General features: G+C 66.0%; 11 protein-coding genes. 4 read left to right on the top strand and 7 right to left on the bottom strand.

Annotated elements, in window-relative coordinates:
* Positions 1-193 precede the first annotated feature (193 nt).
* Entirely contained in the window at positions 194-3,178 is a 2,985-nt protein-coding gene (gltA, locus tag M9H71_RS03000) for an NADPH-dependent glutamate synthase (protein ID WP_455403618.1), read from the top strand.
* A 24-nt stretch (positions 3,179-3,202) separates the two neighbouring features.
* Here the strand turns inward: gltA and M9H71_RS03005 are convergent, their stop codons facing one another.
* The gene (locus M9H71_RS03005) at positions 3,203-5,239 is read right to left on the bottom strand and encodes a YgiQ family radical SAM protein (RefSeq protein WP_455403619.1); all 2,037 of its coding nucleotides are present in this window, start codon (positions 5,237-5,239) and stop codon (positions 3,203-3,205) included.
* Positions 5,240-5,305: 66 nt separating this feature from the next.
* The gene (locus tag M9H71_RS03010) at positions 5,306-5,908 is read right to left on the bottom strand and encodes a TetR/AcrR family transcriptional regulator (protein ID WP_455403620.1); all 603 of its coding nucleotides are present in this window, start codon (positions 5,906-5,908) and stop codon (positions 5,306-5,308) included.
* Between the two features lie 159 nt (positions 5,909-6,067).
* Between M9H71_RS03010 and M9H71_RS03015 the strand changes: the two genes are divergently transcribed.
* From M9H71_RS03015 to M9H71_RS03025, 3 genes are read left to right on the top strand one after another with little or no spacing between them, the layout of a single operon-like run.
* The gene (locus tag M9H71_RS03015; RefSeq protein WP_455403621.1) at positions 6,068-7,099 is read left to right on the top strand and encodes an HlyD family secretion protein; all 1,032 of its coding nucleotides are present in this window, start codon (positions 6,068-6,070) and stop codon (positions 7,097-7,099) included.
* A complete protein-coding gene (rbbA, locus tag M9H71_RS03020; RefSeq protein WP_455403622.1) occupies positions 7,096-9,810 on the top strand; it encodes a ribosome-associated ATPase/putative transporter RbbA in 2,715 nt (904 codons plus the stop codon). Before M9H71_RS03015 ends, rbbA begins: the two co-directional genes overlap by 4 nt.
* Positions 9,811-9,812: 2 nt before the next feature.
* Positions 9,813-10,940 (top strand): ABC transporter permease, encoded by a 1,128-nt coding sequence (locus M9H71_RS03025; RefSeq protein ID WP_455403623.1) that lies wholly within the window; start codon positions 9,813-9,815, stop codon positions 10,938-10,940.
* 6 nt (positions 10,941-10,946) lie between these two features.
* Here M9H71_RS03025 and M9H71_RS03030 read toward each other — a convergent pair whose 3' ends face one another.
* The 5 genes from M9H71_RS03030 to M9H71_RS03050 form a co-directional block, all read right to left on the bottom strand.
* Entirely contained in the window at positions 10,947-12,236 is a 1,290-nt protein-coding gene (locus M9H71_RS03030; RefSeq protein ID WP_455403624.1) for a PepSY-associated TM helix domain-containing protein, read from the bottom strand.
* A gap of 174 nt (positions 12,237-12,410) precedes the next feature.
* The gene (locus M9H71_RS03035) at positions 12,411-12,593 is read right to left on the bottom strand and encodes a hypothetical protein (RefSeq protein WP_455403625.1); all 183 of its coding nucleotides are present in this window, start codon (positions 12,591-12,593) and stop codon (positions 12,411-12,413) included.
* Between the two features lie 109 nt (positions 12,594-12,702).
* Positions 12,703-13,350, bottom strand: coding sequence for a pyridoxamine 5'-phosphate oxidase family protein (locus M9H71_RS03040; protein WP_455403626.1), 648 nt, complete (start codon positions 13,348-13,350; stop codon positions 12,703-12,705).
* The gene (gene phnN / locus M9H71_RS03045; RefSeq protein WP_455403627.1) at positions 13,331-13,915 is read right to left on the bottom strand and encodes a phosphonate metabolism protein/1,5-bisphosphokinase (PRPP-forming) PhnN; all 585 of its coding nucleotides are present in this window, start codon (positions 13,913-13,915) and stop codon (positions 13,331-13,333) included. The genes M9H71_RS03040 and phnN overlap by 20 nt, the downstream gene beginning before the upstream one ends.
* Positions 13,912-15,066 carry an alpha-D-ribose 1-methylphosphonate 5-triphosphate diphosphatase gene (locus M9H71_RS03050; RefSeq protein WP_455403628.1) on the bottom strand — a complete coding sequence of 385 codons (1,155 nt, stop codon included), beginning with the start codon at positions 15,064-15,066 and terminating at the stop codon, positions 13,912-13,914. Before M9H71_RS03050 ends, phnN begins: the two co-directional genes overlap by 4 nt.
* Positions 15,067-15,084 lie beyond the last annotated feature (18 nt).

Below are 15,084 nucleotides of genomic sequence, written 5' to 3' on the forward strand. Positions count from 1 at the left end.
CGGCCTTCGCATGTCGGCCATGCGCGCGCCTCGCGTTCGGCCCGCGGCGGAACATTTCTACGTGATCGGTGTGCGGCGCCACACCGGACATGACCGAGGTCAAATCAATTTGGCGCTCCTTGGCTATTTTGAGCCGCTTTCCCGTCACCTGACGACGCCGCTCGCCGGCCTCGGACCAATCTGTGCTGACATCATGTATCGTATTGTGCGACGCGAGCAGTTCTCGGACGCGACTTTCCTGTGGGACGTCGAGGCGCCGGATATCGCCGCTTCCGCCGAGCCCGGCCATTTCGTGATGCTCCGTCTCTACGACGGCGCCGAACGCATTCCGCTCACCGTCGCCGATTTCGATCGCGACAAGGGGCTGGTGACCGTCGTGGTCCAGGCGCTCGGCAAGACCACGCGCGAGATGCGCGACAAGTTCAAGGAAGGCGAGGCGTTCGAGGACTTCGTCGGTCCGCTCGGCCTGCCGCAGCATATCGACAAGGTCGATCACGTCGTGTTCGTCGGCGGCGGCCTCGGCGTCGCCCCGATCTTCCCGCAGCTTCGTGCCTTCAAGCAATCCGGCGCGCGGACCACCGCGATCATGGGCTTCCGCACCAAGGATCTGGTGTTCTGGGAAGACAAGTTCCGCGAGTTCGCCGACGAGCTGATCATCTGCACCGACGACGGCAGCTACGGCGAGGCAGGTTTGGTCACCGCGGCGCTGGAGCGGGTGATCACCCAGCAGAAGCCCGACAAGGTGGTGGCGATCGGTCCGATGCCGATGATGCACGCCTGCGTCGAGACGACCCGTCCGCACGGCGTCAAGACCATGGTGTCGCTGAATACGATCATGGTCGACGGCACCGGCATGTGCGGCTCGTGCCGCGTCACGGTCGGCGGCGAGGTGAAGTTCGCCTGCGTCGACGGCCCGGATTTCGATGGCCACAAGGTCGACTTCCACGAGTTGCACGCCCGACAGAAGCGTTTCAAGACCGAGGAAGACAAGGCGAACGAACATTTCGCCCATGTCTGCAATCTCGAAAAGCAGCTCATCGTCGAGGGCAAGCGCAACTACAAGAAGCTGGCGACGCTGCCGCCGCATCAGACCCCGATGCCGGAGCGCGACGCCCACGAGCGCGCCGCCAATTTCAAGGAAGTCAATCTCGGCTATTCGGTCGAGGAGGCGCTGCAGGAGGCCGAGCGCTGCATCCAGTGCATCACGCCGACCTGCGTCGCCGGCTGTCCGGTCGGGATCGACATTCCGGTGTTCATTCGGAACATCCTGTTCCGCGACTTCGATGCGGCGCTGGAGACGATCTATCAGTCGAGCATCTTCCCGTCGATCTGCGGCCGGGTCTGCCCGCAGGAGACGCAGTGCGAAGCGCAGTGCATCATCCGCAAGTACAAGAAGCACGAGCCGGTCGCGATCGGCCGGCTCGAGCGTTTCGTCGGCGACAATGCGCGAGCGCCGAAGAGCAAGCCGATCGACCTCAGCAAGGTTATCGGTAAGGTCGCGATCGTCGGCTCCGGTCCGGCCGGCCTCGCCGCCGCCGCCGATCTCACCCGCTACAATGTCGAGACCACGGTCTATGAGGCCCTGCATGTGCTCGGCGGCGTGCTGCAATACGGCATTCCGTCGTTCCGGTTGCCGCGCGACATCATCGACCGCGAAATTCAGCGGCTGAAGGACATCGGCGTCAAGTTCGAGACCAACAAGGTCGTCGGCAAGACCTTCACGATCGAGCAGTTGATGAATGGTCGCGGCTTCGATGCGGTGTTCGTCGCGGCGGGCGCCGGTGCGCCGACCTTCCTGGGTATCCCCGGCGAATTCGCCGGACGGGTGTATTCGGCCAACGAATTCCTGACCCGCATCAATCTGATGGGCGGCGACCGTTTCCCGTATCTCGACACGCCGGTCAGCGTCGGCAACAGCGTGATCGTGATCGGTGCCGGCAACACCGCGATGGATTGCCTGCGCGTCGCCCGCCGCGTCGGCGCCGCGACGGTGCGCTGCGTGTATCGCCGCTCGGAGGCCGAGGCGCCGGCCCGCATCGAAGAGATCCGCCACGCCAAGGAAGAAGGCGTCGACTTCTTCTTCCTGCATTCGCCGGTGGAGATTCTCGTCACCGAGAGCGGCGACGTTCGCGCGGTGCGGCTGCAGAAAATGGAGCTTGGCGAGGCCGACGAGCGCGGCCGCCGCAAGCCGGTGCCGCTCGACGAGTTCATCGAGCTGGAATGCGACACGGTGATCTACGCACTCGGCACCAAGCCCAATCCGATCATCGGTCAGGCGACGCCGGGTCTCGAGCTCAACAAGTGGGGCAACATCGCGGCCGATGACGACACCCAGTCGACCAACATGCCGGGCGTGTTCGCCGGCGGCGACATCGTCACCGGCGGTGCGACCGTGATTCTGGCGATGAGCGCGGGCCGCCGCGCCGCGAAGTCGATTGCCGCCTGGCTGCGGCTGAACAAGACCAAATGGCCCATTACGGCGCAGGACGCCGACGACTTCGTCGCCGGCAAGCTGGCGCCGCCGATCGAGGAGGATGGCGTGGCGCATTGCCCGAAGTGTCACCAGCCGCTGGAAGGCCCGGAGGAGTACATCTGCTGCGCCGGCTCTGAGCTGCAATGGCGCTGCGACGACTGTGCCAAGGTCAGCGAAGGCTTCGCCTTCCCCTACGGCATGTGCCCGCATTGCGGTGGCAAGCTGCAGCCGCTCGACCGAGCCGGCGTGAGCGACGAGGCGGGGCTGGCGGCGATCCGCACCGCGTTCGAGATCGAACTCGGTGGCCGCGCGTTCTATGCGCGCGCCGCCAAGGAAACCTCCGATCCGACGTTGCAGGAGCTGTTCCTCAGCTTCGCCGAGATGGAAGAGGAGCACATGACGACGCTGGCCAATCGCTATCATGTGGCGATTCCGCAGGCGACCGAAGGCTTCCACCTCGGCACCGCGGCGATCATGGCCGGCGTCAAGGGGCGGATCGGCGATCCGACCACGCTGTTCGAAGCCGCGATCGAGTTCGAGCGGCGCGCCGCCTCGTTCTTCAAGACCCGGGTCGGCGAGACGCCGGACGGATCGGTCGAACGCCAGCTCTATCGCGAGCTCGCCGCCGAAGAGGACGAGCACGTCTCGGTGCTGCAGACCGAATTCGCGCGCTGGAAGGAAGGCAAGCGCGGGCTGCTGACGTAAGCCCGCGACTTGCGATGGCGGCGGTTACTTGACCAGCCGCACGCCCTTGGTGGTGAAGCGCTGCGGCTTCGGTCCGTCGCCGCGTAGCGGGCGGCGGGTGCCGGCGGCTTTGCCGGTGCCGGGCGGCTGATGTGCCGGCACGAGCTGATCGGGCCGTGAACCGATCAGATCGGCACGGCCCATCGCTTTCAGCGCGTCGCGCAGCACCGGCCAGTTGTCCGGATCGTGATAGCGCAGGAACGCCTTGTGCAGCCGGCGCTGACGCAGGCCCTTGATCGCCTCGACCGGCTCGCTGGCGCCGTGGCGCACGCCGCGCAGCGGATTGACGCCGCTGTGATACATCGCGGTCGCGGTCGCCATCGGCGAGGGCAGGAAGGTCTGCACCTGGTCGGCGCGGTAGCGATTGCGCTTCAGCCACAGCGCGAGGTTCATCATGTCCTCGTCGGTCGTGCCGGGATGCGCCGCGATGAAATACGGGATCAGATAATACTGCTTGCCGGCCTGCTTGGCGGCGGCTTCGAACATCTGCTTGAAGCGGTGATAGGCGCCGATGCCCGGCTTCATCATCTTGTCGAGCGGGCCGCGCTCGGTGTGCTCGGGCGCGATCTTCAAGTAACCGCCGACGTGATGGCTCACAAGCTCCTTGATATAGGCCGGGCTCTTCACCGCGAGATCGTAGCGCACCCCGGACGCCACCATCACCTTCTTGACGCCCTTGACCTCACGCACCTTGCGGTACAGCCGGATCAGGTCGTCGTGCGAGGTGTTGAGGTTCGGGCAGATCTCCGGAAACACGCAGGACGGCCGCCGGCAGGCGGCTTCGACCTTCGGGTCCTTGCAGGCCATCCGGTACATGTTGGCGGTCGGGCCGCCGATATCCGAGATCACTCCGGTGAAGCCCGGCGTCTTGTCGCGGATCTTCTCGATCTCCTGCAGGATCGAACCCTCCGAGCGGCTCTGGATGATGCGGCCTTCGTGCTCGGTGATCGAGCAGAAGGTACAGCCGCCGAAGCAGCCGCGCATGATCGTCACCGACGTCTTGATCATGTCCCACGCCGGGATCTTGGCGCTGCCGTAAGACGGATGCGGCGCGCGGGCGTAAGGAAGATCGTAGACCGAATCCATTTCTTCGGTGGTCAGCGGGATCGGCGGCGGATTGAGCCACAGATCCCGGTCGCCATGGCGCTGTACCAAGGGACGTGCGTTGCCCGGATTACTCTCCCGGTGCAGCACCCGCGAGGCGCGGGCATAGGCTTCCTTGTCCTGCTCGACCTGCTCGCAGGAAGGCAGCCGGATCACCACGTCGCCGCGCTCTTGGCGCGCGCCCTCGTCGGCGGCGTCGAGATCGTCGGCGTGCAATTCCGTGTAGTTCTCCGGCACGCGCCGGAACAGCGCGACGCCGCGAATGTCATCGAGTTCGCGCGGCGCTTCGCCCGCGGCGAGGCGATGCGCGACCTCGACCACGGCGCGTTCGGCATTGCCGTAGAGCAACAGGTCGGCCTTGGCGTCGGCCAGCACCGAGCGGCGCACCTTGTCCGACCAGTAATCGTAATGCGCGATCCGGCGCAGCGACGCCTCGATGCCGCCGAGCACGACCGGCACGTCCTTGAACGCCTCGCGGCAACGCTGGGCATAGACCAGCGTGCAGCGGTCCGGCCGTTTGCCGCCTTCGCCGTGCGGCGTGTAGGCGTCGTCGTGGCGCAGCCGGCGGTCCGCCGTGTAGCGGTTGACCATCGAGTCCATGTTGCCGCCGGTGACGCCGAAGAACACAAGCGGCTTGCCCAGCGCCTTGAACGGCTCGGCCGAGTGCCAGTCCGGCTGCGCGATGATGCCGACGCGGAAGCCCTGCGACTCCAAGAGGCGCCCGATGATCGCCATGCCGAAGCTCGGATGGTCGACATAGGCGTCGCCAGTCACCAGCACGACGTCGCACGCGTCCCAGCCGAGGCTGTCCATCTCGGCACGGCTCATCGGCAGGAACGGCGCAGGCTTGCGCATCGCCGCGGTCACGGGGCGGAACCGGGTCATCAGCGGCGGTGCGGTGAGGAGGGAGCTTTGCATCGCCCAGGCATAAGACCGGGGGGCGGTAAGTTCAACGTCGCGGGCCGCGTCGTCTCGGCGGTGTGATCATGCCGGCAATGGTGGCAGCTCGCCGACCGCCAGGTTCCGCGCTTCGTCTCGCGGCACGCCGAGGCCGACCAGCACCCATTCCACCGTCTCGGCCGCTGCTTCGGACCAGGTGCGGTGGCCGTCGAGGATGGTGAAGATCGCGCCCAGCATGGCGCCGGAGATGAAATTGGTCGCCGAGGCGAGTTGCGCCGGGCCGAGACTGAGGCCGCGCTCCGAAAGGCCGGTGGCGAGATCGTCGAGCGGCCGTCCGTCCCAAACCACCCGCAGCGTGGTGGGGCTCATGCCGAACCGGCACACGAACCGCCCGAGCCGCGGCTCTTCGTGGGCGTGACGGATCAGCAGCCGCATCCAGGTCGCGAGCCGACGCACCGGCTCGTGACAATCCGACAGCGCCTGCGTCAGCCGGGGATTCAATTCGGTGGCCAGATTGGTAACCACCAGATCGAACAGGCCGGTGAGGTCGCCAAGGTTATTGTAAACTGTGCCCCGCGCGACACCGGCCGCCTGCGCCAGATCGGTCACGCTGATCTGCGTCAGCCCGCGCTCGGCGAATAATTGCATCGCCGCCAGGTAGATCTGCCGCTGTGCGGGGCTCGACACGGTCGTTGGACACACTTGATCTGATTTGAACAACTGTGTTCAATACTGCCAAAGGGCTTCGCAGACAATCCGGTTCAAAGCGGAATTGGCCTTGATCGAACGGAGGAATAGCTGGGGCTGGGGCGCTCACTGGTCTGTCCGTGATTCCGGAGCCGTATGATGACGAACTTCCACCCGATCCGCCGCGGAGTCCGGCTGTTCAGTGTTTTCTGCCTCGGTGTTGGTGTTCTGGCGGGCCCGCTCCCGGCCCATGCCGACGACAAATTCGAAAAGCTGATCCAGAAGCTGATGCCCAAGCGGCTGCCCGCGGGCTTCGCCTCGGCGAACGGCCGGCTGGAATCCGAGCAGGTCGAGATCGCCACCAAGCTGGCTGGCCGGATCGCCGAAGTGCTGGTGAAGGAAGGCGACGAGGTCGAGAAGGGCCAGCTTCTGGTCAAGATGGACGTCTCCGACATTCAGGCCCAGCTCCTCGCCGCGCAAGCGCAGGAGCGCCGCGCCGTGCAGAGCAAGGCGGTGGCCGAAGCGATGGTGCTGCAGCGGGAGAGCGAGCAGAAGCTCGCCGCACAGCAGCTCGGCCGCGCCGAGGCGCTGTTCGAAAAAGGCTTCTCCACCGCAGAAATCCGCGACCAGCGCCAGGCCGCGCAGAACGTCGCCGACGCGGCGCTGATAGCCGCGAAAGCCAGCCTCAGCGATGCGGCGGCGGCGATCGACGCCGCCCGCGCCGAGGTGGCGCGGATCAAGACCGTGCTCGACGACATGGAGCTGAAGGCGCCGCGCCGCGGCCGGATCCAATACAAGCTGGCGCAGGCCGGCGAAGTGCTCGGCGCCGGCTCCCGGGTGCTGACGCTGGTCGATCTCACCGACGTCTACATGACGGTGTTCGTGCCGGCGAGTGTCGCAGCCGCTTTGGCTTACGGCTCCGATGCCAGGCTGATCCTCGATGCGATCCCGCAATATGTGGTGCCGGCGAAGGTCACCTTCGTGGCCAGCGAGGCGCAGTTCACCCCGAAGGCGGTCGAGACCAAGGACGAGCGCGAGAAGCTGATGTTCCGCGTCAAGCTGACGCTGCCGCCGGACCTGCTGCGCAAATACGAGCGTGAGGTGAAGACCGGCGTGCGCGGGATGGCGTATTTGCGCACGGACAGCGACAAGCAATGGCCGGATAATCTCAAGGTCAAGCTGCCGCAATGACCGGCTTCGCTGCGCGTCTGACGCATGTCACTCACGCCTATGGCGCGACACATGCGCTGGACGACGTCACGCTGGAATTGCCCGCCGGCAAGATGGTCGGCCTAATCGGGCCGGACGGCGTCGGCAAATCGACGCTGCTGGCGCTGATCGCGGGCGTGCGCCGGATTCAGAGCGGCGAGGTGATGGCGCTGGACGGCGATATGCGCGACGCCCGCCACCGCGCTGCAAGCGCGGCGCGGATCGCCTACATGCCGCAGGGGCTCGGACGTAATCTGTATCCGACGCTGTCGGTGTTCGAGAATCTGGATTTCTTCGGACGGCTGTTCGGCCAAGGCACCGCCGAACGCAAGGCGCGCATCGCCGAACTGCTGAGTGCCACCGGGCTGTCGCCGTTCGGCGATCGGCCCGCCGGCAAATTGTCCGGCGGCATGAAGCAGAAGCTGTCGCTGTGCTGCGCGCTGATCCACGATCCGGACCTGTTGATCCTCGACGAGCCGACCACCGGCGTCGATCCGCTGTCGCGCCGGCAGTTCTGGGAATTGATCGACCGCATCCGCAAACGCCGCCCGCAGATGAGCGTGCTGGTCGCCACCGCCTATATGGAAGAGGCCGAGCGGTTCGACTGGCTCGCTGCCCTCAACGACGGCAAGATCATCGGCGCCGGCACGCCGGCCGATCTGCGGGCGCAGACCAAGCAGCCGACGCTCGATGCCGCCTTCATCGCGCTGCTGCCGGCGGAGACGCGTGGCGATTATGCCGACGTCGTGTTGCCGCCGCTGCCGGACAGCGGCGACGGCTACGCGATCGAAGCCGAGAACCTGACCTGCCGGTTCGGCGATTTCACTGCGGTCGATCACGTCAACTTCCAGATCAAGCGCGGCGAGATCTTCGGCTTCCTCGGCTCCAACGGCTGCGGCAAGTCGACCACGATGAAGATGCTGACCGGCCTGCTGACCCCGAGCGAAGGCGAGGCGCGGCTGTTCGGCGAAGTGCTCGACGCCTCCGACATGGCGACCCGCAAGCGTGTCGGCTACATGTCGCAGAGCTTTTCGCTCTACGCCGAACTCTCGGTGCGGCAGAACCTGCTGCTGCATGCGCAATTGTTCGAGCTGCCGAGCGCGCAGATTCCGGATCGCGTCGCCGAGATGCTGGCGCGGTTCGATCTCGCCGACGTCGCCGATGCCCGCCCCGACGGTCTGCCGCTCGGCCTGCGTCAGCGGCTGCAGCTCGCGGTCGCGGTGATCCACCGCCCCGAAGTGCTGATCCTCGACGAGCCGACCTCCGGCGTCGATCCGGTGGCGCGGGATTCGTTCTGGCGGATGTTGATCGCGCTGTCGCGCCAGGACGGCGTCACCATCTTCATCTCGACCCACTTCATGAACGAGGCCGAGCGCTGCGATCGGATATCGCTGATGCATGCCGGCAAGGTGCTGGCGGTCGGCGCGCCGCACGAGCTGGTCGCGCGCCGCGGCGCGGCCGATCTCGAACAGACCTTCATCGCCTATCTGGAAGAAGCGACCGGCGCGCAGCGCGACGGCGAGGAGACCAGCCTGGCGGCGCCGCGCGAGGCCGCGGGCAAGCTGCGGCGGTTCGATCCGGCGCGGCTGTGGGCCTATGCCCGGCGCGAGACCATGGAGATCCTGCGCGACCGGCTGCGGCTCGCGTTTGCGATTCTCGGCCCGCTGGTCCTGATGCTGACCTTCGGCTTCGGTATTTCGTTCGACGTCGAGAATCTGACCTACGCGGTCTACGATCAGGACAATACGCTGGAAAGCCGCGAACTGCTGGAGAGCTTTTCCGGCTCGCGCTACTTCAAGCAGGCGCCCGACATCGCCTCCGCGGCGGACATCGACCGGCGTCTCGCCAGCGGCGAACTCAAGCTGGTGATCGAAGTGCCGCACGGCTTCGGCCGCGACTTGCTGACCAGCAAGTCTCCGGAAGTCGCGGTGTGGATCGACGGCTCGATGCCGTTCCGCGCCGAGACCATCCGCTCCTACGTCACCGGGCTGTCGCAGGCCTATCTCGCCGAGCAGTATCGGCGCCATGCGATGGCCTCGCCGGCCTCGCCGATCAACATCGAAACCCGGTTCCGCTACAATCAGGCGTTCAAGAGCGTGTATTCGATCATTCCGGGCGTGATCACGCTGATCCTGATGCTGATCCCGGCGATGCTGACCGCGGTCGGCGTCGTCCGCGAAAAGGAAGTCGGCTCGATCTCCAACTTCCGCTCGACGCCGGTCACGGCGACGGAGTTCCTGCTCGGCAAGCAACTGCCCTACGCCCTTTTGTCGTTCTTCAGCTTCGTGCTGCTGCTGGTCGGGGCGATGGTGATCTTCGGCGTTCCGGTGCGGGGATCGTGGACGGCTTTGGTCGGCGGCGCGCTGCTCTACGTGTTCTCCACCACCGCGCTCGGCGTGTTGTTCTCGTCGTTCCTGCGTACTCAGATTGCCGCCATCTTCGTGGTCGCGATCATCTCGATCATCCCGGCCGTCAACTTCTCCGGCCTTCTGGTGCCGGTGTCGTCGCTGTCGCAGATCGGGCGATTGTTCGGCGAGGCGTTTCCCGCGGCCTGGTTCCAGGAGGTCAGTATCGGCGCCTTCACCAAGGGCATGGGGGTCTGGATGCTGTCGCCGAACCTGTTGGTGCTGTTCGGATTCGGTCTGATTTATCTGATCTGCGCCATTCTGGTGCTGCGCAAGCAGGAGGCGTGACGATGGGTTCGATGTTGCGACACATCTATCGTCTCACCGGAAAGGAACTGCGCAGTCTGTGGGCCGACCCGATCCTGCTCGGCTTCATCGTCTACGTGTTCAGCGTCGCGATCTACACGATCGCGACCGGTGCCAAGCTGGAAGTCGAGGCCGCGCGGGTCGCGGTGGTCGACGAAGATCACTCCGAATTGTCGCGGCGGATCGCTGCCGCGATGCTGCCGCCGCTGTTCCGTGCCGCCGAGCAGATCAGCCCGTCCGAGATCGATTCGGCGATGGACAGTGGCCGCTTCGTCTTCGTCGTGGAGATCCCGCCGCAATTCGAATCCGACGCGCTGTCCGGCAAGAACCCGTCTGTCCAGATCAATGTCGACGCCACCGCGATGGCGATCGCCGGCAACGGCGCGGTCGACATCCAGAACATCGTGCTGCGCGAGACGGCCGCTTACTTGCGTAAGGATTCCGGCACCAGCACCACGCCGGTGAATCTGGTGATGCACGCCAAGTTCAATCCGAACCTGAACTCGGCCTGGTTCACCTCTGTGATGCAGGTGATCAACAACATCGCGACGCTGTCAATCATTCTCACCGGTGCCGCGCTGATCCGCGAACGCGAGCGCGGCACCATCGAGCATCTGCTGGTGATGCCGGTGAACCCGCTCGAGATCATGCTGTCGAAGATCATCGCCAACGGCGCGGTGATCGTGATGGCGGCGCTGTTGTCGCTGCAGTTCATGGTCAAAGGCGTGCTGGGGGTGCCGATCATCGGCTCGGTCCCGTTGTTCACCTTCGGGATGGTGCTGTTCATGTTCTCGGTGACGGCACTCGGCCTGCTGCTGGCGACCTATGCCCGCACCATGCCGCAGTTCGGCCTGCTGGCGATCCCGGTGATCGTGATCCTGTACCTGCTGTCCGGCGCCAGCACCCCGATCGAGACCATGCCGCAATGGCTGCAGTTCGTGATGCAGTTCACGCCGAACACGCAGTTCGTCTCGTTCGCCCAGGCCGTGCTCTACCGCGGCGCCGGGGTCGATCTGGTGTGGCCGCAACTGCTGGCGATGCTGGCGATCGGCGGCGTGACGCTCGGCATCTGCCGCGTTCGCTTCGCCAAGACCATCTCGGCGCAGGACTGAGCGCCGTTACTCCGCCGGTGCCAGCCGGGCGCCGGCCGCGGCCTGCCGGCTGCGCTTGGCCGCCAGCCGGGCGCGGCGTTTGCGCGCCCAGATCACCACGCCGGTGACCGACAGCGCCGCCACCACCAATCCCATCGCCGAGATCAGGATGCGTCCGGGCAGGCCGAGGATCCGGCCGGAATGCAGCGGGAGCTGCATCTGCACGAACACGTCCGCTGCGGTGCCGGTCCAAGGCAGCCGCTCGCCGAGGAAGTGGCCGTCCTCGCTGTCGTAATAGAGCTGCGCCGGGCCGACCCCGGCGGCGCCGTGTTCTTCGCCCGGCTTGAAGAATGCCGCGGCGAACACGCCGTGCGCTGGGCCGTAGAACAGCGAGCCGAGCGGCTCGGTGAAGCCGCGTGCCTTGCCGTCGCCGGTGGCGCGTGCGGCGATGTCGGCGAAGCTCATCTTCGGCTCGATCGGATCGTCGAGGCTGCGGAACGGGCGCTGCTCGAACGGCGTCGGCGTGTAGTTCGACACCGTCTTCATCAGCGGCGAGAACACCTCGAAATACAGGTTCAGCGAGAACGCCGTGAAGGCGACGACGAACAGTACCGCCCAGGTCCACAGGCTGAAGGCGCGATGGATGTCGAAATTGATCCGGTAGGCGCTGCCCGAAGCCTTGATCTTCCAGGCGGGAGCCCATCGTGCCCAGAACCCCTTGCCGAGCTCGCGCCGCACCGCCGGCGCCTGTCCGGCCCGCAGCAGCCTGCGCGCCGGCAGCGTCAGATAGAAGCCGACGAAGCAATCGATCGTCCAGATGATCGCGATGATGCCGAGCAGCCGCATTCCCCAGCGGTCGCTGCCCCAGAATTCGGGGATGTGCATGGTGTAGTGCAGCTTGTAGAGAAACGACACGAAGGTTTCGCGCGTCACCGGCCACACCGCGCCCCAATAGCGCCGGCCGAGTTCAGCGCCAGTGGCGGGGTCGACGAACACCTGATTGTAGTCGAGCGCGTATCGCTTGCTGGTCGCCGGGTCGATCCTTGGCATCACGAAAAATGCCAGCGAGTGGCCAGGCTCCTCCGCCATCGGGAAGTAAACCACGCGAGCCCGCGGATCGCGCTGCTCGATCTGCTTGGCAAGCTCGATGGCCGGAATTGCCGGTCCTGTCGCGGGGGCGTGGAACAGCTTGGCGTTGATGGTCTCGTCGATCTCGTGGTCCCACGAGATCACGGCGCCGGTGACGCCGGAGAACAGCAGAAACGCCGCGGTGAGGAGCCCGGCCCAGCGGTGCAGTCGTCCGAATACCAATCTCATGCTGCCGCTGTACCGCGTTGGGCTCGCGATGCCAGGGGGGCTATTTTGGAATCGTTTCAAACTGCTGCCGCGCCGAAGGGCGAGCCGCGACTTATCAACCTGTTCCGCGACGCGATGCGGCAATCCGCCTCGCGGGAGCGACCGGTGCCTTGCGATCGGGCGGTCCGGAGTCGCTTATGCCGACCAGCAATCCTGCTGCTCGCGATCCGCCTGTTCGTTGAGGCGATCGGCGATATCGTCGGCGAGTTTCTTGTTTTTCGCCTCGGCGATCGTCTTTCCGTCCGTCGTTTTCAGCACCGAGCGCTCGACCTCGATCGGAAAATCGTCCGGTTGCAGGCTCTTATCGTGATTCGTCATGGCGGAATCCTCCTGAGCCCTCCTAACGCGGGAACAGGCCCAGCGGTTGCCGGGGTTCGACTGAATCAGAATCTGCCGACCCGGCGGAACCTGAACGGCGCGCCGGCCGCTACCACATCGACGCCTTGGCCCGTTCCGGCCAGGCGCGGTCATAGTCTTCGCCGCCGACGCGGCCTTCGGTCATCGAAGCGAGGATCTCGCCGGGCGTCGGCAAGGTGTCCTGCGCCACCTGTTTGCTCGGGTCCCACAGCCCGGAGCGGATCAGCGCCCGGCCGCATTGGAAATAGACCTCCTCGACCTTCATCACGATCACGGTGCGCGGCGCCTTGCCTTCGACGTCGAACGACATCCGCAAGGCCTCGTCGGCCGTGACATAGCCGCGGCCATTGATGCGCAGCGCGTTGATCGAGCCGGGGATCAGCAGCATCAGGGCGATGCGCGGATCGCGCACCACGTTGCGCAAGGAATCGATCCGGTTGTTGCCGCGGCGATCCGGGATCAGCAGTGTGGTGTCGTCGTGGACGCGGATGAAACCCGGCACGTCGCCGCGCGGCGAACAGTCGAGTCCTTCCGGGCCGACAGTGGCGAGCGCAGCGAACGGCGATTTTTCGATCAGCGTGCGATACGGCGGCGTGATCCAGTGCGCCACCTTTTCGGTGGAGGCGTCGTTCGGCACCCCGTAGATCGCCTCCAGCGCTTCGACGGAATCGAGCGCGGGGAAGGCGGTGCGGCGGTCGTCAGGGCTGTGGGCATCCATGGCGAATGATCTCCAACAAGTCTCGGGCGTGGGCGACCGGGTCGCCGACATTGCTGATGGTAACGTCGGGGTTCGCGTCGACGCTGCGCCCGACACGCTCGGTGATACTTCCGTCGCTGGCGCGAGCCCGCGCCGCGATTCTTGCCGCCAACACGTCGGGCGGCGCGGTGATCAGCACCACCACGACGTTCGCATAGGTGCTGCGCGCGGCGTCGATCACCATTCGCGACACGTTCGCGACCACAGTTCGGCCGGCTCGAATGTCATCGTCGAGGCTGCGCGGCAGGCCGTAGGCATGGCCATGGGCGCGCCAATGCAGTCCGAAGCCGCCCTCCGTCACGAGGCGATCGAACTGCGCCGGTGTCACCGGCAGATTGTCTTCGGCCGCAGAGGCTTCGCGGGTGACGGTGCGGCGCGCAAACACGATCGTTGCATCATCGGCGCAGAGCGTGCGGGCGGCATTGATCAACGTGTCCTTGCCGGCGCCGGACGGGCCGACCACCAGGACGAGTCGCCCTTGGCCGATCAGCTTCGTTGCCTGCTCCGCCACCGCGATATCGGTCATGCCACGCGCTGTCCTTCGCGCCAGACGCTGCGGACCGCCGGCACGTCGTGCGCGACATGGACGCGGATCAGGTCGGCGCGCTTGCCCTTGGAGATCTCGCCGCGGTCGTTGAGGCCGACCGCTTCGGCCGGCGCCTTGGTTACGGTGCGGATCGCGGCGGCAAGGTCGATCGCCGGCGCCCGGATCGGCAATTGCAGCGCCGCGATCAACAGGCTCGACGGGATGTAGTCCGACGACAAGATGTCGAGCAGTCCCTCGTGCGCCAGATCGATCGCCGCGATATTGCCGGAGTGCGAGCCGCCGCGCACCACGTTGGGCGCCCCCATCAGGATGTCGATGCCGGCCTGATGCAGTTCGCGTGCCGCTTCCAGCGTGGTCGGGAATTCCGCGACCGCGACCCGGTCACGGACTGCGTCCGCGACGTTCTCGGGTGTGGTGTCGTCGTGGCTCGCCAGCGGAATTTCGTAACGATGCGCCAGTTCGACGATCGCCCGCATGTTGGCGTCGGCGTAATTCTCCTTGCAGTACACCCGGCGTGCGAACATCACGTCGAGCTCGGCATCGGTCATGCCGGCGCCCTTGCCGCGGTAGTAGTCGCGCAGCTTTTCCTCGTCGCGAAACTGGCGCTGGCCCGGCGTGTGATCCATCAGCGACATCAGCCGGATGTCGGGACGGTCGATCAGCTCCTTGGCCTCGGCCACCACGTTCGGCATCGGGATTTCGCAGCGCAGATGCAGGAAGTGATCGGCACGCAGCAGCTGCGCGTCGCGCGCCGTCGAGATCGCACCGGCCAGCACGATCGCCTGGCCATCGACCTCCTCGGCACCTTCCTCGCGCCACACCCGGAGCGAGTCGAGCACCGTGGTGATGCCGCAGGTCGCGAGCTGGCCGTCGTAGGACACCACAGCGGCGACCGGATTCCACTGCACCTTCGGCCGCGGCGTGTAGTGCGCTTCGAGATGATCGGTGTGCAGCTCGACCAGCCCCGGCATCACCAGATCGCCTTGCATGTCTTTGGCGCCGTTCGGCGCGTCGCCTTCGCCGACTTCCGCGATCACCCCGTCGGCGATCGCGACCCAGCCGTGCTCGATCACCCGGTCGGCCAGCACCAGCCGGGCATTGCCCAGCACCATCTCCTGCGAATTGCTCATGGTCTCGTTCATTCCATT

It is taken from the genome of Rhodopseudomonas parapalustris (assembly GCF_053772255.1).

Bases quoted from the DNA above. Each gene is read 5' to 3' on its own strand.
- M9H71_RS03015 (WP_455403621.1), top strand. From the start codon at position 6,068: ATGACGAACTTCCACCCGATCCGCCGCGGAGTCCGGCTGTTCAGTGTT.
- rbbA (WP_455403622.1), top strand. From the start codon at position 7,096: ATGACCGGCTTCGCTGCGCGTCTGACGCATGTCACTCACGCCTATGGC.
- M9H71_RS03035 (WP_455403625.1), bottom strand. From the start codon at position 12,593: ATGACGAATCACGATAAGAGCCTGCAACCGGACGATTTTCCGATCGAG.
- M9H71_RS03030 (WP_455403624.1), bottom strand. From the start codon at position 12,236: ATGAGATTGGTATTCGGACGACTGCACCGCTGGGCCGGGCTCCTCACC.
- M9H71_RS03005 (WP_455403619.1), bottom strand. From the start codon at position 5,239: ATGCAAAGCTCCCTCCTCACCGCACCGCCGCTGATGACCCGGTTCCGC.
- gltA (WP_455403618.1), top strand. From the start codon at position 194: ATGTATCGTATTGTGCGACGCGAGCAGTTCTCGGACGCGACTTTCCTG.
- M9H71_RS03040 (WP_455403626.1), bottom strand. From the start codon at position 13,350: ATGGATGCCCACAGCCCTGACGACCGCCGCACCGCCTTCCCCGCGCTC.
- phnN (WP_455403627.1), bottom strand. From the start codon at position 13,915: ATGACCGATATCGCGGTGGCGGAGCAGGCAACGAAGCTGATCGGCCAA.
- M9H71_RS03025 (WP_455403623.1), top strand. From the start codon at position 9,813: ATGGGTTCGATGTTGCGACACATCTATCGTCTCACCGGAAAGGAACTG.
- M9H71_RS03050 (WP_455403628.1), bottom strand. From the start codon at position 15,066: ATGAGCAATTCGCAGGAGATGGTGCTGGGCAATGCCCGGCTGGTGCTG.